The sequence below is a fragment of the Ignavibacteriales bacterium genome (genome assembly GCA_026390775.1).
Classification (GTDB): domain Bacteria; phylum Bacteroidota; class Ignavibacteria; order Ignavibacteriales; family Melioribacteraceae; genus Fen-1258.
In genome coordinates this window covers 564,772-582,319 of record JAPLFF010000003.1, presented here as the reverse complement: position 1 = coordinate 582,319, position 17,548 = coordinate 564,772, and the positions used below count along the sequence as shown (strand labels likewise).

Below are 17,548 nucleotides of genomic sequence, written 5' to 3'. Positions count from 1 at the left end.
TAAATTTATTTATAAGCGATTTTTCAATATGTGATAGTTCTTTAGTTAATCCATCTAAGTTCTTATATTGATTTTTAGAAATATAGATTTCATCACAAAAGTTAGAGATTAATATTGTTTGATGATGAATTAAATACGTTACAAGCTGAAGCTTACGATCACTTATGGAACGGTAGATTCCGCCTAGCATTAACAACTGCAGAGAAAGTATATCTTGCCCGCCCCGATGATAGCGAAGCAACTATTTGTCTTGCATGGGCTCTACTCGAAAACGGCAATCCAACTAAAGCAATGGAATATGCTAATCTTGCTGTTGAGTTGAAAAACGATTCAGTTAAAGCAAGAGTTTATAGAGCTTACCTTCTTTATCGAATGAGCATTTTTGAAGGTGCTATTGCTGATATTGATCATTCGATTGAAGAACAGAAAGAAATTTTAGCATGGACTTATCTTAATAAAGCAAAATCATTTGCCGGATTGTGCAAATTTGGTGAAGCAAAAAAAACACTTGATCTTGCTTTAGTAATTGATAACGGTCAAAATCCTAATTGGAAAGAATTAAACAATTGGATTTTGAAAGCTCAAGAAATTCTGAAGAGTAAAACACAAATAAATTCAAAAAATATTGAACGAATATTACACGATGCTAATAAAGCGCTAAAAGCTAAAGAGTATTGGTTCTCACTTATTACTTCAAGAAAAATCCTTGAAAAAAATAAAAACGATGAAGCTGAATTAATCGAACTAGAATCTATGCTCTATCTTTTCCAGATTAAACCGGCATTAAAAAAAGCAAACCTACTGGAAAGTAAATTTAAAAAGAACGATCGTTTTTTGATTATATACAATGCTCTTAAAAAGTACGATCATATGGAATTGGAGAATGAAGTTAGCAGAGTTGTTGAAAAAAGAAAAACAATTGAACATAGCAGAAATGAAATAAAAAAGACTACAACTTCTTTACCAGCATCAAACTACAGAACTGATTCAGTACTTTACCCGGATGATAACATCGAAATTATTTCAATCAAGGTTTTTGATGTTGATGAAGAGAAAAAACACGGCCACAGAATTTATTGCAAAAGTTTTTCCCGTTCTATTTTGAAAATCGCTGCAGAAGTAATTTTTAATAACCCGTTCTATGTTGATGCAGATAAATTATTCAACTGTTCTGCTGTCTGGTATTTAAATGATTTCGAAATAGGAAGAAATAATTTTCAACTTAATGTTAAGAAAGAATGGGATTCTGCAATCTTTATTCAAGTATGGGGATCAGAAGATCAAGGGTTATGGAAAAACGGGCAAGCTAAAGTTGAGATCTACATTAATAATTTTAAAGTGTGTACTAAGAATTTTTATATAGCTGGTGAAACTGTTGTAGAAGATGAAAAAGCTATCTCGCAACCATTGAAACAAGAAAAGAAAAAAGATGAAGATCATATTCAGCCGGTTAAAGAACAGCGTTCTGTAAAACCTCTAAATGAATTGATCGCAAATCTCGATTCATTCACCGGGCTTTCATCAATTAAAGAATCCGTTAAAAGTTTTATATCATATCTCGAATTTTTGAAAGAACGAAAACGATTAGGACTTAAAGCCGAAGATAAAATAGCAATCAATGCTGTGTTCCTCGGTAACCCGGGAACCGGCAAAACTACTATTGCCCGTCTATTAGGTGATATTTTTTACGCGATGGGTATTTTACCAAGCGGACATATAATTGAAGTTGACCGCTCAGGTCTTGTCGGGCAGTATATCGGTGAAACTGCTCAGAAAACAGAAAAAATAATCAACGATTCGATGGGCGGAGTATTATTTATTGATGAAGCTTATACTCTTGTAAAAAAAGGCGGTGCTCAGGATTTTGGTCAAGAAGCAATTGATATTCTTCTCAAGCGCATGGAAGATCGAAAAGGTGAATTTGTTGTTATAGTTGCCGGATATCCCGAAGAGATGGAATCCTTCTTAAATTCAAACCCGGGACTTAAATCACGTTTTGCACAAACTTTTGTTTTTGAAGATTACTCACCCGACGAACTTATTACAATATTAAGACAGCTTCTTCACAATGAAGATTATATCATAACTGCCGAGGCTGAAGAACTTCTTAAAAAAGAATTTATTGCACTCTACCGCAAGAGGGATAAAACTTTCGGCAATGTTAGATTGGTAAAAAGATTATTTGATGAATCTAAGCTCAACTTAAGTAAATTTTATCTACAACTGCCTGAAGAAAAACGTTCTAAAGAAATTCTAACTACAATTACCGGAGAAGTAATTAATGCTACACTTAAAAAATCTCTGTCAAAAGAAATTAAGATTCCGATCAACGAAGAAGCGCTAAGTGATGCATTAAAAGAATTGGAAAATTTGGTTGGTTTAACCTCCCTTAAAAAAGAAGTTGAAGATATGGTTAAACTTGCCCGTTATTTCAGCGAGCAGGGCGAAGATATTCGAAAGACATTGAATGAACATTTATTATTCTTAGGAAATCCCGGCACTGGTAAAACTACTGTTGCAAGAATATTCGGTCGTATCTACTCAGCACTTGGAATTTTACCTAAAGGACACCTCGTTGAAACCGACCGGCAAGGATTAGTAGCCGGTTATGTTGGACAGACAGCAGAAAAAACAACTAGCCTAATTGATAAAGCGCTTGGCGGAATGTTATTTATAGATGAGGCTTATGCTCTGGCTAAAAAGAATGATAGTGGAAATGATTTTGGAAAAGAAGCTATTGATATTCTGCTTAAACGAATGGAAGACGACCGTGGTAAATTTGCAGTAATTGCCGCCGGCTATACTGATGAAATGAATAGTTTTATTGCAAGTAATCCAGGGATTAAATCAAGATTCAGCAAATCATTTACTTTCGAAGATTACTCCCCCGCCGAATTAATGGAGATTGTCCGCAGAAGTTTTGAGCGTGAAAAGAAAAAATTTACTAAAGATGCGGAAGATAAACTTCAAAAATATTTTGAAGAAATATATAAGAACCGTGATAAAAAATTCGGTAATGCGAGAATAGTTAGAAATATTTTAGAATCAGTTAAACAAAAAATGCTTCTGCGAATTTCCGGACTTCCTGTTGTTGAAAGAACCGAAGTAATAATGAATACTTGCGAACTTAGCGATATCAATGAAGTGCTTAACCGTGATATTGAAGCAAAGCAGTTCGAAGTGAAAGGCGATCCTCTTAGACTTCAAGAAAATATTGATGAACTAAATCAACTTATCGGACTTGTAAATGTTAAACAAGATATTTATAAACTGATCAGTTTTTCTAAAATATCTCAATTAAAAAAAGAGCGCGGACTTCAATCAGTTGATCGAAATCTGCACTCAATATTTATTGGTAATCCCGGTACGGGAAAATCTACTATAGTTAAAATATTAAGTAAGATTTATAAAGAACTTGGAATACTTTCCAAAGGTAACATCATTGAAATAGACCGTTCCGATCTTGTTGCCGGTTATCAAGGACAGACAGCTATCAACACAGAAAAGATAATTTCTCAAGCAATCGGCGGAATTCTTTTCATCAAAGATGTTCATACTTTTTTCTCGAATGATGATACATACGGGCATGAAGCAATTGAAACAATTCTTAAGAGAGCGGAAGAATACAAAGGCAAACTTGTTGTTATTCTTACCGGAATTAAGAGCAAGATGAATTTATTGATGAAGACGAATAAAGAAATTGCCAAGCATTTCCCAAACATATTTTATTTTGAAGATTATTCTCCGCGTCAGCTTCTTGCAATCTGTTCTTCATTAGCAGAGAAAAACGGTTACATACTTGATGAAGGCGCTCTACAGGAATTGCTGGATATCTTTTCTTCTCTTGTAGAAAAAGAAAACAACGGATTTCAAAACGGTATAACTGCAAGAAATATTCTTTACTCTGCTATTACTAATCAAGAAGAAAGGATTTTCAACATTTACGACCAGAAAGATGTTGATCTCATTACAATCACATTGGAAGACGTTCAAAAAATTAAAATTTAATTCCCCACTTACTTCTCAAAGGATCTATGTTAGAATTAAAAAATCTTGAAAAGAAATTCGGCAATTTTGTAGCTGTTAATAAGATTAACTTAAAAATAAACAAAGGTGAGTTATTCGGATTTCTTGGACCGAACGGCGCAGGCAAAACTACTACAATAAAAATGATTGTAGGATTACTATCTCCAACTTCCGGAAATATTTTTTTAGACAGCACAGACGTTTGGCAAAAACCGATTGAAGTGAAAATGAAAATCGGTTATATACCCGATCAACCGTTTGTCTATGATAAACTTACCGGGCGCGAGTATCTCTACTTCTGCGGAGGTTTATATAATCTTACGAAAGATGTTTTAAAAACAAAGATTGATGAACAAATAGAATCGCTTAAGATTGGTAGTTGGATAGACAAGCGAACGGAAGAATACTCGCAAGGAATGCGGCAGAGAATTGTTATTGCTTCTGCTTTTCTGCACAATCCGGATTTTATCATCGTTGATGAACCGATGATCGGGTTAGACCCGCAAAGCGCTTTTCTTGTTAAAAGATTATTTGAAGAGAAATCAAGAAACGGTATTACAATTTTTATGTCCACTCACAGTTTAAATGTTGTTGAAGAGATCTGCACTCATGTTAGTATCATAAATAAGGGAGATATAATTTTCAGCGACACGATAGATAAACTACATAATTTGAAAAAGGGAAAAGATGATAATCTTGAAGAACTATTTATTCAGTTGACAAATGAAGAATGAAACAGATAATTCACATACTTAAATTCAAACTGATCTCTTACATCCGTCTCGAATCACGTTTTACATTCGGTTATTTGGTTAAGAACATTGGAAGCGGTCTAATCTACTTTGCTTTTGCTGTCGGTGCATTTTTCTTTTCACAAAATTTAATTCGCTTCCTTCTTGTTGATATAAATGTCGGTCTATTTCTTCTTCACGAATTTATTTCGATGATATTTTTTATCTTTTTTATGTCAGTGAATCTCGGCAACATTATAGTTTCTTATTCTACTCTTTATAAATCAGATGAAGTTAATTTTCTTTTAACAAAACCGATTTTACCTTCTAAAATATTCTTCTTAAAATTTTTGGATAATTTTTTCTACAGCTCATCAACACTTATAATGGTTCTACTCTCTATGCTTGCGGGGTACGTTGTTTATTTTAAAATAAATGCAATCGGTTTTTTATTACTCCTCTTAAATTTTTTCCCGTTCATGTTTAGTGCCGGTTCATTAGGTGTGATTATTCTGTTGATAATAATCCGCTTCGCAAATAGATTCAGCATGAGAAAAGTTTTTGCGGCACTTGGTGTTTCTTACTTTATGATAATTGTTCTCTTCTTCAAAATTAATTCTCCTTTATCGCTTGTAAGTTCTATCATGAAACATTACCCATTCTACGACCGCGATACTTACTTCGACGAATTTTTACCACCAATAGTAAAATGGCTGCCGAACAATTGGCTTTCTCAATCTGCATACCGGATTATTAAAAATGATATCTCCGGTCTAATTGGATTTACTTACATGCAGATCGTTCTTTCGCTTTTACTTTTCTCGATAGCTCTCTACCTTGGACATAAATTGTATTTTAAAACATGGCTCCTTAATTCCAAGATTACATCGGATCAAAATGCAAACCGTAAAATATCAAAACCGTTTTTTGCATTCGAAAAGATTTCTATTCTAAAAAGTCAGACAGAATCAATTATCAAACGCGATCTTCTTCTTTTCCTCCGTGAACCGAGTCAGGTTATTCATTCGATTGTACTTTTATTCTTAATAGTGATTTTTATTCTAAGTGTCTCGGGAATGAAGTTCGTTGGATTTGGTAATTTTTATCTGCAGACGATTATTTATCTCTCTGTTTTTCTTTTTAATCTTTTTTTTATTTCTACTCTGTCATTAAGATTTATCTTTCCGCTGATAAGTTTAGAAGGATTGGCATACTGGAAATTAAAATCAGCACCTGTAGAGGTTAATAGTTTTATCAAGAATAAACTGATCGTCTTAAGCTCGATCATTTTGATTATCGGCGCCGGATTAAGTCTCTTTTCAAACTACAAGTTTGGATTTCTTCTTACGATCTTTTCGTTAACTGTTACTTTGTTTGCGTCGGCAGCAATAATTTCGATCAACTTTGGAATGGGTGGAATCTTTTCAAACTATAAAGAAAAGAATGCAATCAGACTTTCTTCATCACAAGGGGCAACACTTTCTTTCTTAACGGATATAGTTTACATGCTCTTTCTTATCGTTATGTTGTTCAAACCGGTCAGCCAATTATTCCTTTCGATAATGATCAAGGAATATTTCGATCTTACTGTTTTTTTCCAAGCATTAATTCCAATTATTATAATTTCCATCATTATCATTTATACTTATCTCAAGATTGCTTACAGCTCACTTCAAAAGGATTTCTAATCATTTGGGATTAATTGATGAGGCTGAGTATAATTTCTTCCTCATATATCCGGCGAGCATCAATGTTAATCTTCTTGTAATAAACCTAGGTATAACTGTAAGAACTTTATTGAAAAATCCGTCCACAACGCTCGGTCTCTTGCCAAGTTTTTTCATCGCAGTGTTCACAACTTCTTCAACACTTCTTGCAACAGGACCTGCAGAAGTTCCGGCAACTTGCTGAAACTCAGTAGCAGTTCCACCGGGATTAAGAGCGAGAACATCAACATTATTTTTTTTCAATTCATACCAGAGCGCTTCACCCATAAAAAGATTGAATGCTTTAGTAGCAGAGTAAACTGTTGTTAATGGTGTTGGATTATAACCGACGAGACTTCCTAAAAATATTATTGCGCCTTTTTTTCTCTTAGCCATTTGCGCTCCGAAATAATGCGCTATTTCGGTTGATGCAATGCAGTTTACTTTTATCATCTTTCTAAATATTTCCGGATCAGCTTCAACAAATTCTCCGTTGTAACCGAAACCGGCATTGTTTACAAGAAGCCCGACTTCCCTTTTGCCGACATACTCTTTCAGCTCATCCATAAACTTCTTTTTTGAAAGATCAACGGGAGCTATTACAACTTTGATATTATGTTTTTCAATCAACTCTTTAGAAAGTTTTTCTAATCTTTCTATTCTGCGTGCGGCTAAAATTAAATTTAGATTTTCTGATGCAAGCCGTCTTGCAAACTCTTCCCCGATTCCCGATGATGCACCGGTAACTAATGCCCAGCTGCCGTATTTTTCTTTAAGTGTCATTTTTGTACCCATTTTGATCAGTGTTAATCCACGTAACCTGCGACATCCGCGTTCTATTATTTTTTCTTATTGATAAATTAACAAATCCTCGGCATATTGAATTAGAAATTTTCAAGGGGAACATGAATAAGACTAATTTTTACTTTCTTTTCTTCCTTCTCGCAATCACACTCGCCGCACAAACCAAAACCGAATCGCCAATCAAGATTATAACTACACCGGAAGCACCCGCCGCTATCGGTCCTTACTCTCAAGCAATATCTGTAGGCAACTTAGTTTTCTGTTCGGGACAAATTGCTCTCGATCCCGCTACAATGCAAATAGTTGGTAAAGATATAGAAACACAGACAAAGCAAGTTTTTAAAAACATCCGCGCTGTGTTGAAAGCTGAAAACCTAACTCTAAGCAATGTTGTTAAGTGTACAGTTTTTATGAAAGACCTTAACGACTTTGCAAAGATGAACACTCTATATGCAGAGGAGTTTGGAACTCACAAACCCGCACGTTCTACTATGCAAGTTGCTCGTCTCCCTAAAGATGTACTGATTGAAATTGAGTGCATTGCAGTGAAATGAGTTAGTGGTTGGTGATAACATTCCTCGCCATCATATCCGTTGGCGGGTTAATTAATAGTTATGTTACCAAAAAAAGGAGAATATTATGTTAAAGGGGAATAGTGTTTTATCACGGTTTATATGCTTCCAGTTATTTTTAATAATTATTCTAATGTTATTTGGATCCGAAGTTACAATGGGTCAAAAGAATTTTAATGGTGGATTTGAAATCAAATCTTTATTTAAAAATGAACCCGTTAGCTGGTTCGCAACTCGTGTCCCACAAACAAAAGATTTTGTTGTTTTTGCTTGGGATTCAACAGAACATCATAGTGGTTCATATTCTGTTTCAATTACAATCGATTCAACACATCCTCAAGATGAAGTATATTACAATTGGACACGTAATTTCGAAAATTTTGAAATTGGCAAAAAATATTCAATTAGCGGCTGGATAAAAACAGAAAATCTTAAGAGACCTCCGTCTATCCTGGTTCAGTGCTGGGACGAGAGTAATAATATGAAAGGGTTTTTTACAACACAAAAAGAGTATCCAATTAAAGGTAATAAGGACTGGACTTTAGTTAAAACTGATTTTATAGTACCGGAAGGTACGGCAACAGTTACCATAAGAGCTGGTATTTCAGCTCCGGTAAATAATGGCGGTAAAGTTTGGTTTGACGATATTAAAATAGAATAATATTCTCATTGTAAAGAAAGGTAACATAACCAGCAACTCAAAGCGACCGCATCTAAGATGCAGTCTTTTGATAATGTTATTGGGTTTTGTATTTTAAAGGTTGTTTTTTATTCAAAGTTGATTTGCAGAAAAGAATTGATTTAAAAATAATAAAGTCGTTTGCAATTGTGGCATCGTTGTTATTGGCGGCGCTTTAGTTGCAACGCCGTTATGTGCTAACAAAAGTGTTATAAGATCTTGAATTTGATTATATGCGTAAGTAGACTTATTTTAAAAACACAGATTATTATAATGATGTGAGTCAAGAGGTCTAAATGAAATATTTACTAAAAATGGAAGAATTATTTTTATTCATACTTTCTATTTATCTTTTTTCAAAACTAGAAATATCGTGGTGGTGGTTTCCAGCACTGTTATTAATTCCAGATATAGGAATGATTGGTTATATTTTCAACACTAGAATTGGGGCAATAGCTTACAACATTGTTCATCATCGGGCTATTTCAATTTCCTTATATATTATTGGAGCAATAATATACTCTCAGACAACTCAATTAATAGGCATTATTTTATTTGCACATTCAACTATAGATAGGGTATTTGATTATGGTTTTAAATATCTAGACAACTTCAAGCATACGCATTTAACTGAAATCGAAACTAATGTGAAGATGAAAAATTAAATTGCCGTAATTGTTTATCAAATATGAATAAAAGCCAGCACACAACCAGCGTCTCAGCCTGACCTCATCTGTTGATGAGGTCTTAGTGAAGTTTTTCTGGGTTTAGCTTTACAAAGTTTGCTGTTCTTAAAAATGTGATTAGAAAAAATATTTAATAAAATATTTTTAACAACACAAAGAAAAACAAAAATGAAATTTTTTTCACTTTTCTTAATTATTCTTACAAAGTCTTCTTATTCAATTTTTAATCGCAGATAAGATTATTTCATATAAACTGTATCTGTGAATTTTTGAGATCTACGATGAATTATATGCAAGGATTGATCAACCATATAGAGGTTCTTATGAAAAATAGATTACAACACTTTATCACTTTAGCAGCTCTCTTAATTTCAGCATTCTCTAATCATTTAATCTTTGGTCAACAATCTACTTGTCAAACTTGTCATAGCAAAGAGTACAACCATTGGATTTTGAGCAAACACGCAAATACTCAATATGATGTCGCAAATGAATTAGCTGCTAATTGGGTTGGGCAAGCGCCCGATTCTGTCATAGCTGGCTCTCAAGCCGAAGACTGCCTGTCATGCCATTCGCCTAAATCCGTTACCATAAAAGGCGGGATGACCGAAATCCAAGCGATGGGTTACTTTTTTTCTTCTGTGAACGGAAAGTATACCGCCTTAACAGTCGCAAATAATTCTTCGGATTGGCTTCACGTTTCTTGCGAGTCATGTCATAACCCTCAGGCTAATCATCCTGTCGGTATTAGCGCATTCAACTCTAAGACTCTTACGTACGATGCCGTTCGTACTTCCAACGAACTATGCGGGCAATGTCATGGTAATTTGAAGTTTGTCGAAACCGATCACAGTATTTACAATGCTTGGCAATTGAGCAAACACGGTCATAAAGGTCAAGCCGATGTCGCTTCAGAATTAGCCTCAAGTCACGCAGGAGAAACTCCCGATCAAGTTATTTCTGGTGAAGATTGTATTGCATGTCATGCCCCAACTTCCGTTAATTTAAAAGGAGGAATTACAGAAGCTCAAGCGCTTGGAAATTTCTTTTCTAATTCAAGTGGAAGTTTCACATCGGCAACAGCACCTGCCGATACTCTGAATTGGCCGAATGTAAGTTGCATAACTTGCCACGATCCTCACAATCCAAACGCAATTTCTTATTTCAATTCATCAACAAAATCTTATCAAGTAATGAACTCATCCAACGAATTGTGCGGACAATGTCATGGTGACTTACGCTTTCCAGATACAAACCATTTGAGTTACAATATTGAATCCGGCACTGGAGGTAAGGGGATTCCAGATTTGCTTTCAATGAACACAAGTTGCGTGGACTGTCATATGTATAAAACAGACGCCGATGGAACGAATTCTAAAAATTACAAAGGACATAGCTGGTCAGTATTTATTAAAGAACCGGATGGAAGCGTTGTTTCATCATGTACTAATTGCCATGCAACAACGTCAGCAGCTGCTTCAATGACTTTTGTAACAAAATGGAAAGACGAATTCCAATCATTGGATTCCTTAGCGCAGGCGAAAGTTGCTGTTGCACAATCCATGTTGACCGGCAGTACAGACTTGGTAAAAATTAAATCTCTCGAAGACGCCATATTTAATATGACATATGCAGAATCTGATGAGAGCGGTGGAGTTCATAATCATTTTTATACCAATCTATTGCTTAACAGTGCAATTAATAAAGCCAACAATATTATAACCGGTGTTGCAATTGAAGAACCAATGAAACCGTTAGTATTCAGTCTGTCTCAAAATTATCCCAATCCCTTTAACCCCATTACTAACATCGAATATTCAATTCCTAAAACCGGTATTGTTACATTAAAAATTTATGATACACTTGGAAAAGAAATTTCAACATTAGTAAATGCAGAAAAACAGCCAGGTAATTATCAAGCAGAATTTGATGGTAGTAAATTATCAAGCGGTGTTTATTTCTACAAATTACAATTAGGTAATTCGGCAATTAATAAAAAGATGTTGCTAATAAAATAAAACTATATACCTAACACGTTTTTAAACCGACCGCATCTTCGATACGGAACGATTAAGAAGGTGATGAATTATTATTTGAGATCGATATAAAAAAGAATAATTACTAAAGCTGGAGGATTTTATGAAAGCGATTGGTATTTTTTTCGGAATTATTATGCTCGTCTCGGTCTTTATACCGTGGGAAATCTACACCGGGCAAGAAAATTTATACTTGACTCGGATAAGTTATTTTCTTGGGATTAAAAATTACGCGTTCGATTCTTTGTCAATTTTGTGTACACTTCTTTTTATAGTTAGTATTTCACTTGCTAATAAACACATAGCATGGAGAATACTCACACTTATCTTTTCATTGATATGCGCTTTTTCCGGTATCTATTCCCTTTTACTGTATAATTTTTTGGGTAAAGAACCTAATTATATAGCCGGAACCGGATTGTGGATATTCTCTATCGCAAGTTTGCTTGCCCTTATTCTATCAATACTGATATTGATCAAAAAGAATTTGTTAGAGAAGAAATTATTCCAAAAGCTATTTGATTCTGAGAGTGAAGGCAATAAGCCGTTATAATTTTTTTCCTAATTTCGAATAATTGAAGGAGCGGAAAGTTTATATTTAGAATGTGGTAATTGATGGTTAAATACATTTTTAATTTCTAATGAGGTAATAAAATGAAAAATAATTTAAGCATTAGAGATTATTTAATATTCATAAACGGAACAAATATTATTAATAAAATCCCATCGAAATATATTTTACTTTTTACTGTTCTTCTTTTTTTGTTTACAATACTCATGCAGCTACGTTTCCGGATTCACTTCAAATTATATCCAAAGTAAAATTAAAGTCCGGAAAAATTGTTGAAGGAACTATTAAGAGTAATTTGATTATAAGAGTTCCGCTAGTAAAAAAAGTTGATTCAGTAGCTCATTATACAGCTAACTACTATTTAATTTCCGGAAAGGTCATAAAAAGTATTGATGAACAAGGAATACTTATTGATACGCTAGCTTCACCACGTCCCCTACTTCTTATGGCTTTTAAGGATAAAACAGCACCCGATGAAGGAGAACTAATATCTTATGCTATGTCAAAGCTTTATACTAAAAGTAGAGGTATGCAAATTGAATTTTTAAAGGATGGATCTTTTGTTTCCCTAGGATTTCCAAAAGTATTATCTACAATATATCAAAATGAGGTCACCGGTGTGTTCGGTGAAGAGAAGGAACATTCAGGTACAACTTTAGTAATTATTATGGAAAATAAAAATGGTATTCAGAAAATTCTAATTAAGGATCTAACCAAATTCACGAAAAAGAAAAAATAGTTTACAAAATTTATATTGTAGTAGTTTTTGTTCGTCTATCATCTCTTACTGTTCGGTCGTCAAAAAGAGCTCCTTAATTAGAGTAATATAAATTTTTTCTGTGTGTGGATCTTTACTGTCTGGAATGTTTGAATAATTAATTTTCAAATTATTTAGGAGAAATAAAGATGACCGACATCAATGAGAATTTAGAAAACGAAAAAAGTACGATCCCACCTGTTCCTCCACTTCCACCTTTGAAAGGAATCGGCGGATGGCTTCTTCTATTTATAATCGGAACTTTTGTCAGCGCCGTGATAAATTTTATAACTGTTGCACAAACCGGTTCTACTTCTTTTTTGAGCGGTGGAAATATGCTGGTATCAAATCCGTATGTTGCATCCTTGCTTGGTTTGTTCGCTCTTATAACGGCTATAATGTTAATAACTGTCCGAAACATTTATGCTGTATGGGCTGCTCGTATTTATATGATCACGTATTTGATCGGAAGTATTATTGTTGCCATTACCGGTCTCGAAGCGCCAAGCGGATATTATGTTATAAATGAAGAAGGCGAAATAATCAGAGGAATTTTTTCTGCAATATTACTTAATTCAATTTGGCAGACTTATTTCTTCCGTTCCAAAAGAGTACAAGCAACATATCCTAAAATAGCAGAGGTTCAAGTAGATTCTTCACTTGAAATCGGCAAAACTCTTACTTCCCTTTTCAATAAACAAAAACTTGGTATTAATTATTATGTTGGACTTGGGCTATTTTTGACATTAGTAATCTCATGGTTTTTATACGGAATCTATTACGCATTATGGGAGGGCTACACTTTACAATTTCCGACGGCTTCATTTTTCTTTGCTTTTAGAATACCTCTTGCAATTTTATATTCCGTTCTGTTGATTTTTTTATTGCATACACTACGCAATGATTGGCTTGTTGCCGTTGCAATGGGATTTGGGACATCAATTCTTTCATTGTTATTCCGATTAATTCTCAGCAATACATCTGCTGGTTTATTATTCAATTTTACTTGGTCATTTTTCCTTGTGCTCTCTCTTAGTTTAGCTATGAGGACTTGGGGATTTAAATGGTGGGCTTTTATTCTTTGGGTCCCGATTGGCAATTTAGTTGATGGACTTATTGGTGAAATATTAAACATCCTTCAATACTCCGGTAATCATTTTTCTATTTCATTTTTACCGATAAGTATTATTCAAGGTATGGTTGAAGGAACAATATTTTATTTCAGTATTTATTTCTTCTTAAAACAGAAAGGAGTTCCAGTTAATAAAGTTGGTTAAATATTTCACTGGTTGTCAAGGACCACTCCTTGACGAGAGTAGTTGAGATTCAATCAAGGAATCAACCTTGAATATTTAGAACAGATTATTTTTGTTATGGAAATTGAAATATCAAAAAATTATAATATACGCAGACTTCAGCAATGGCTGGATTACGAACTATCCACAATTATGCTAATGCTCTTAAGCTGGTTCTGGAACCTTGCATTAATTCTGATGATAATAGCCGCATTCATATTTACTCCATTTATGCTAAAAGTATTGTTCGAAGAAAGACGTTTTGGATGGATAATATTTTTCTTTTTGCTGGTAATTATTCCTGCTTCCGGCACATTATTTCTGAATATTGATTCAACTTACAAATTTGTAATCGAGCTGATTCCTCTAGCATTATTTTATTTTTATTGCTTTGTTCTAAGAATAGCTATCAAAGATTGGTAGACAGTGAATTAAATATGGAATTAGTATGAAAACTCTTAAACTTATTTCTCTGCTCTTGATATTGGGATATTTTAAACTTTGTGCTCAATTTTCGATTGAAACATTTTTGGATGAACCTCTGAATAAAACTTTTTCTGAAGTTAAAGAACTGCTTGCAGATAAAAAATATGGAGAAAATTTAGACGGTACTTTTAATATAATAACTTATTATGAATGGCTCGAACCGATATCGATTAGAATTAATTTTATGTTCAAGAAAGACGGTAAACCCGTTAGCAAAGGGATCTTCAATGCTAAAGAAACAGAAGAAGATGCACAGAAATTATTTAATATCTTAAACGGAGTGCTTATAAAAAAGTACGGACAATCCATTTCACAAAAAAGCCTTTTTGGTATAACAGCTTATTCCTGGAGCGGAGTTGGCGGATCGGTTGTTACATTTGCTCAAGCAAGTAAAAAAACAAGATTAATGATCATGACTTTTAAATAATTATTAACTATGTAAAAGTATTTTATGAAATCAAATTATAAATTTTTGATCTCCTTAGTTATTTCCATCTCTCTTGGTCTTCTTATCACCTGGATTGATTCACGTCCTAATTGGGATGATACCGGTATAACTGCCGTTGCTATATTTAGTGTAAGTGCCTTCTTTGGATTTATCATGCGTAACCATCCTTGGGTTTGGGCATTAACAGTAGGTTTGTGGATTCCGTTATATAATGTTTTATTTTTCAAGAACTACACGGCTATACTAGCTTTGATAATTGCATTCATCGGCTCATACGCCGGTTCACTAATTCATAAATTATTCCTAAAAGAAGTTTGACAAAAAGAATTTCGAATCAATTATTAAGATTATGAGACCAATCTTTTTCGCAAAGCAAACTGATCTTAGAAAGTGGTTTGGAAAGAATCACAAGAAGGAGAAAGAACTTCTAATTGGTTTTTACAAAAAAGATTCCGGAAGAGAAAGTATAACTTGGCCTCAATCTGTAGATGAAGCTATATGCTTCGGTTGGATTGACGGTATTAGAAGATCAATTGATGAGATCAGTTATTCAATTCGATTCACTCCCCGCAATCCTAAGAGCATTTGGAGTGCAGTAAATATCAAGAAGGTAGAAAATCTTACTAAACTCGGGTTGATGAAGCCTGCTGGAATTGCTGCATTCAAAAAACTCGATCAAAGCAAATCTATAATTTATTCATTCGAACAGAGAGTCGTAAAGTTTGATGAGAATTATGAAACCCTTTTTAAGAAGAATAAAAAAGCCTGGAAATCTTTTTCCAGTCAAGTCCCCTCTTACCAAAAACCAGCTATCCATTGGGTAATGAGCGCTAAGCTTGAAGATACACGTTTAAGAAGATTAAATATTTTGATAAGCGATTCTGCACAAGAGCAAAAGATTGCACCGTTAAGAAGAAATAAATAATTATAAATTATAAATAAAATGGAGAGTGCAATGTTAGTTTATTTCTTACTTTGGTTTCCGCTTGTAATAATTGCAATTATTAATGGGTCGGTACGTGAAGGAGTTTATAAGAAATCATTAGGCGATCTGTTAGCGCATCAAATATCAACTGTAACCGGCATTATTATTTTCGGAATTTATTTCTGGGTTATCTTTAATTACTGGAAAATTGAATCATCAAATCAAGCTCTTCTTATTGGATTAATGTGGCTTTGCTTAACAGAAGCATTTGAATTTCTTGCCGGTCATTACATATTTAAAAATTCGTGGGAGATAATATTACGCGACTATAATATATTTAAAGGTCGGGTGTGGATACTAATTCTTATTTGGATAGGAATAGCTCCCTACTTGTTCTATAAATTAATTTCATAAACAAAATAACAAGGGGTGGAAAATGGCAAAATTATTTTCTGTTTTATCGTGGAATGTTGAACATTTCAAAGGTGAAGTAGAAAAACGTGTTGAAGATGTTACAACACAGATTAAAAATCTTAATCCTGATGTATTTGCTCTCTACGAAGTTGAAGGCAAAGAAGTGTTTGGTGCACTAACTTCCAAAATGCCTGATTATAGTTTTCACATAACGGAAGGACCGCAAACTCAGGAAATATTGGTCGGTGCTAAAAATAATTTTTCGTCTTTCTTCACTCAGAAATTAGAATTCAAATCCGGTAATCAATATTTAAGACCGGGTGCATTATTAACTATAACTGCAACTAATGAAAATTATTCATTTCTTTTTCTACATACTAAAAGCGGAAATGATCCTTTAGGTTTAGGATTGCGGGATGATATGTTCAAAAGAGCATGCAGTTTTAGAACCGTCCTTGATAAGAACGCTTCTACAAAGTGGAACTCCAAATATCTCTTTCTCGGTGATCTAAATACAATGGGAATGGATTATCCGTACGGGAAATCAATCAATGCAAAGACTGAAATCAAAAAACTTGCAGAGAAAGAAGCACTAAAAGTTAAAATGAGAATTCTAAAAAAAGATGAACCGGCAAGTTGGTGGAACGGAAGTAAATCTAAAACACCGCCGTCAAATTTAGATCAAGTTGTTGTTTCAGATAATCTTAAATTTAAAAAGTACTCAGGTGCTGAAGTAACTGTGCTTGGCTGGCCAAAAGAATCAACTGTAGAAAAGAAAGATGAATGGATCAAGCGTTATTCCGACCACGGAATAATTTATTTTGAAATTTTGGAATAATACTTTTAAATCATCTCGCTCAGTAGTTCCGGTCGCGGTTGAGCGATTACAATTTTATTTACAAGCAATCCTTTATCAGCAATTACTTTTGCCCCGGCATCAACTGCGCTCGTAACAGCTGCAACTTCTCCGGTTAATGTGCAGAAAGCTTTTCCGCCAAGAGCCATAGCAAGACGGATCTCAATTATTCTTACGTTAGCAGCTTTAACAGCGGCGTCAGCGCCCTCTATTAGTGAAGCAACTGAAAATGATTCGATAATACCTAAAGCTTCGAGTAAACTTACATCGGAATGTCCGGATAGAGCTGGAAAAATATCTTTATGAACATTTGGAATAACGAATGTATCAATCACGGCAAAATCAATTTGGTTTGCAGCGGCATCAACTGCAGATTGAACAGCGGCTACTTCTCCGCCTATGAGCACAATATATTTACCTGAACAAATTGTACGTGATAAGATCAATTCAACTTGTGAAGTTTTAAGCATAATGTCTGCCGCTTGCATACCGGCTGCTATGCTTGTCATTTCAATTAAACCGAGTGAATTCATTTCCATTATTTTATTTTCCTCTG

18 protein-coding genes are annotated in these 17,548 nt (G+C 34.1%); 16 read left to right on the top strand and 2 right to left on the bottom strand.

Annotated features, from left to right (window positions below; genetic code table 11):
- Positions 1-114: 114 nt before the first annotated feature.
- From NTZ27_02935 to NTZ27_02925, 3 genes are read left to right on the top strand one after another with little or no spacing between them, the layout of a single operon-like run.
- Positions 115-4,008 (top strand): AAA family ATPase, encoded by a 3,894-nt coding sequence (locus tag NTZ27_02935; GenBank protein ID MCX6173690.1) that lies wholly within the window; start codon positions 115-117, stop codon positions 4,006-4,008.
- 26 nt (positions 4,009-4,034) lie between these two features.
- Entirely contained in the window at positions 4,035-4,760 is a 726-nt protein-coding gene (locus NTZ27_02930; protein ID MCX6173689.1) for an ABC transporter ATP-binding protein, read from the top strand.
- Complete coding sequence (locus tag NTZ27_02925) at positions 4,757-6,445, top strand: hypothetical protein (GenBank protein MCX6173688.1); 1,689 nt, start codon at positions 4,757-4,759, stop codon at positions 6,443-6,445. The genes NTZ27_02930 and NTZ27_02925 overlap by 4 nt, the downstream gene beginning before the upstream one ends.
- Here NTZ27_02925 and NTZ27_02920 read toward each other — a convergent pair whose 3' ends face one another.
- Positions 6,446-7,246, bottom strand: coding sequence for an SDR family NAD(P)-dependent oxidoreductase (locus NTZ27_02920; GenBank protein MCX6173687.1), 801 nt, complete (start codon positions 7,244-7,246; stop codon positions 6,446-6,448).
- A 122-nt stretch (positions 7,247-7,368) separates the two neighbouring features.
- Here NTZ27_02920 and NTZ27_02915 point away from each other — a divergent pair, with 122 nt between their 5' ends.
- From NTZ27_02915 to NTZ27_02855, 13 genes are all read left to right on the top strand, one after another.
- Complete coding sequence (locus tag NTZ27_02915; protein MCX6173686.1) at positions 7,369-7,821, top strand: RidA family protein; 453 nt, start codon at positions 7,369-7,371, stop codon at positions 7,819-7,821.
- Between the two features lie 175 nt (positions 7,822-7,996).
- Positions 7,997-8,500, top strand: a complete 504-nt coding sequence (locus NTZ27_02910; GenBank protein MCX6173685.1) for a hypothetical protein — start codon at positions 7,997-7,999, stop codon at positions 8,498-8,500.
- A 314-nt stretch (positions 8,501-8,814) separates the two neighbouring features.
- Positions 8,815-9,183 carry a DUF4260 domain-containing protein gene (locus NTZ27_02905; GenBank protein ID MCX6173684.1) on the top strand — a complete coding sequence of 123 codons (369 nt, stop codon included), beginning with the start codon at positions 8,815-8,817 and terminating at the stop codon, positions 9,181-9,183.
- 344 nt (positions 9,184-9,527) lie between these two features.
- Positions 9,528-11,222, top strand: coding sequence for an ammonia-forming cytochrome c nitrite reductase subunit c552 (locus NTZ27_02900; GenBank protein MCX6173683.1), 1,695 nt, complete (start codon positions 9,528-9,530; stop codon positions 11,220-11,222).
- 121 nt (positions 11,223-11,343) lie between these two features.
- Positions 11,344-11,793, top strand: a complete 450-nt coding sequence (locus NTZ27_02895) for a hypothetical protein (GenBank protein MCX6173682.1) — start codon at positions 11,344-11,346, stop codon at positions 11,791-11,793.
- Between the two features lie 313 nt (positions 11,794-12,106).
- On the top strand, positions 12,107-12,550 hold the full coding sequence (locus tag NTZ27_02890) for a hypothetical protein (protein MCX6173681.1): 444 nt from the start codon (positions 12,107-12,109) through the stop codon (positions 12,548-12,550).
- A gap of 167 nt (positions 12,551-12,717) precedes the next feature.
- On the top strand, positions 12,718-13,845 hold the full coding sequence (locus NTZ27_02885) for a DUF2569 family protein (GenBank protein ID MCX6173680.1): 1,128 nt from the start codon (positions 12,718-12,720) through the stop codon (positions 13,843-13,845).
- Positions 13,846-13,887: 42 nt separating this feature from the next.
- The gene (locus tag NTZ27_02880; protein MCX6173679.1) at positions 13,888-14,286 is read left to right on the top strand and encodes a hypothetical protein; all 399 of its coding nucleotides are present in this window, start codon (positions 13,888-13,890) and stop codon (positions 14,284-14,286) included.
- A gap of 25 nt (positions 14,287-14,311) precedes the next feature.
- Positions 14,312-14,776 (top strand): hypothetical protein, encoded by a 465-nt coding sequence (locus NTZ27_02875; GenBank protein ID MCX6173678.1) that lies wholly within the window; start codon positions 14,312-14,314, stop codon positions 14,774-14,776.
- Positions 14,777-14,800: 24 nt separating this feature from the next.
- Positions 14,801-15,115: a hypothetical protein gene (locus NTZ27_02870; GenBank protein MCX6173677.1), complete on the top strand. Its 315-nt coding sequence runs from the start codon at positions 14,801-14,803 to the stop codon at positions 15,113-15,115.
- A 31-nt stretch (positions 15,116-15,146) separates the two neighbouring features.
- Entirely contained in the window at positions 15,147-15,722 is a 576-nt protein-coding gene (locus NTZ27_02865) for a YdeI/OmpD-associated family protein (GenBank protein ID MCX6173676.1), read from the top strand.
- Positions 15,723-15,752: 30 nt separating this feature from the next.
- On the top strand, positions 15,753-16,136 hold the full coding sequence (locus NTZ27_02860) for a hypothetical protein (protein MCX6173675.1): 384 nt from the start codon (positions 15,753-15,755) through the stop codon (positions 16,134-16,136).
- Positions 16,137-16,158: 22 nt separating this feature from the next.
- Positions 16,159-16,974, top strand: coding sequence for a hypothetical protein (locus NTZ27_02855; GenBank protein MCX6173674.1), 816 nt, complete (start codon positions 16,159-16,161; stop codon positions 16,972-16,974).
- 5 nt (positions 16,975-16,979) lie between these two features.
- On the opposite strand, the gene NTZ27_02850 is transcribed toward NTZ27_02855, so the two are convergent.
- Complete coding sequence (locus NTZ27_02850; GenBank protein MCX6173673.1) at positions 16,980-17,531, bottom strand: BMC domain-containing protein; 552 nt, start codon at positions 17,529-17,531, stop codon at positions 16,980-16,982.
- Positions 17,532-17,548: the final 17 nt, after the last annotated feature.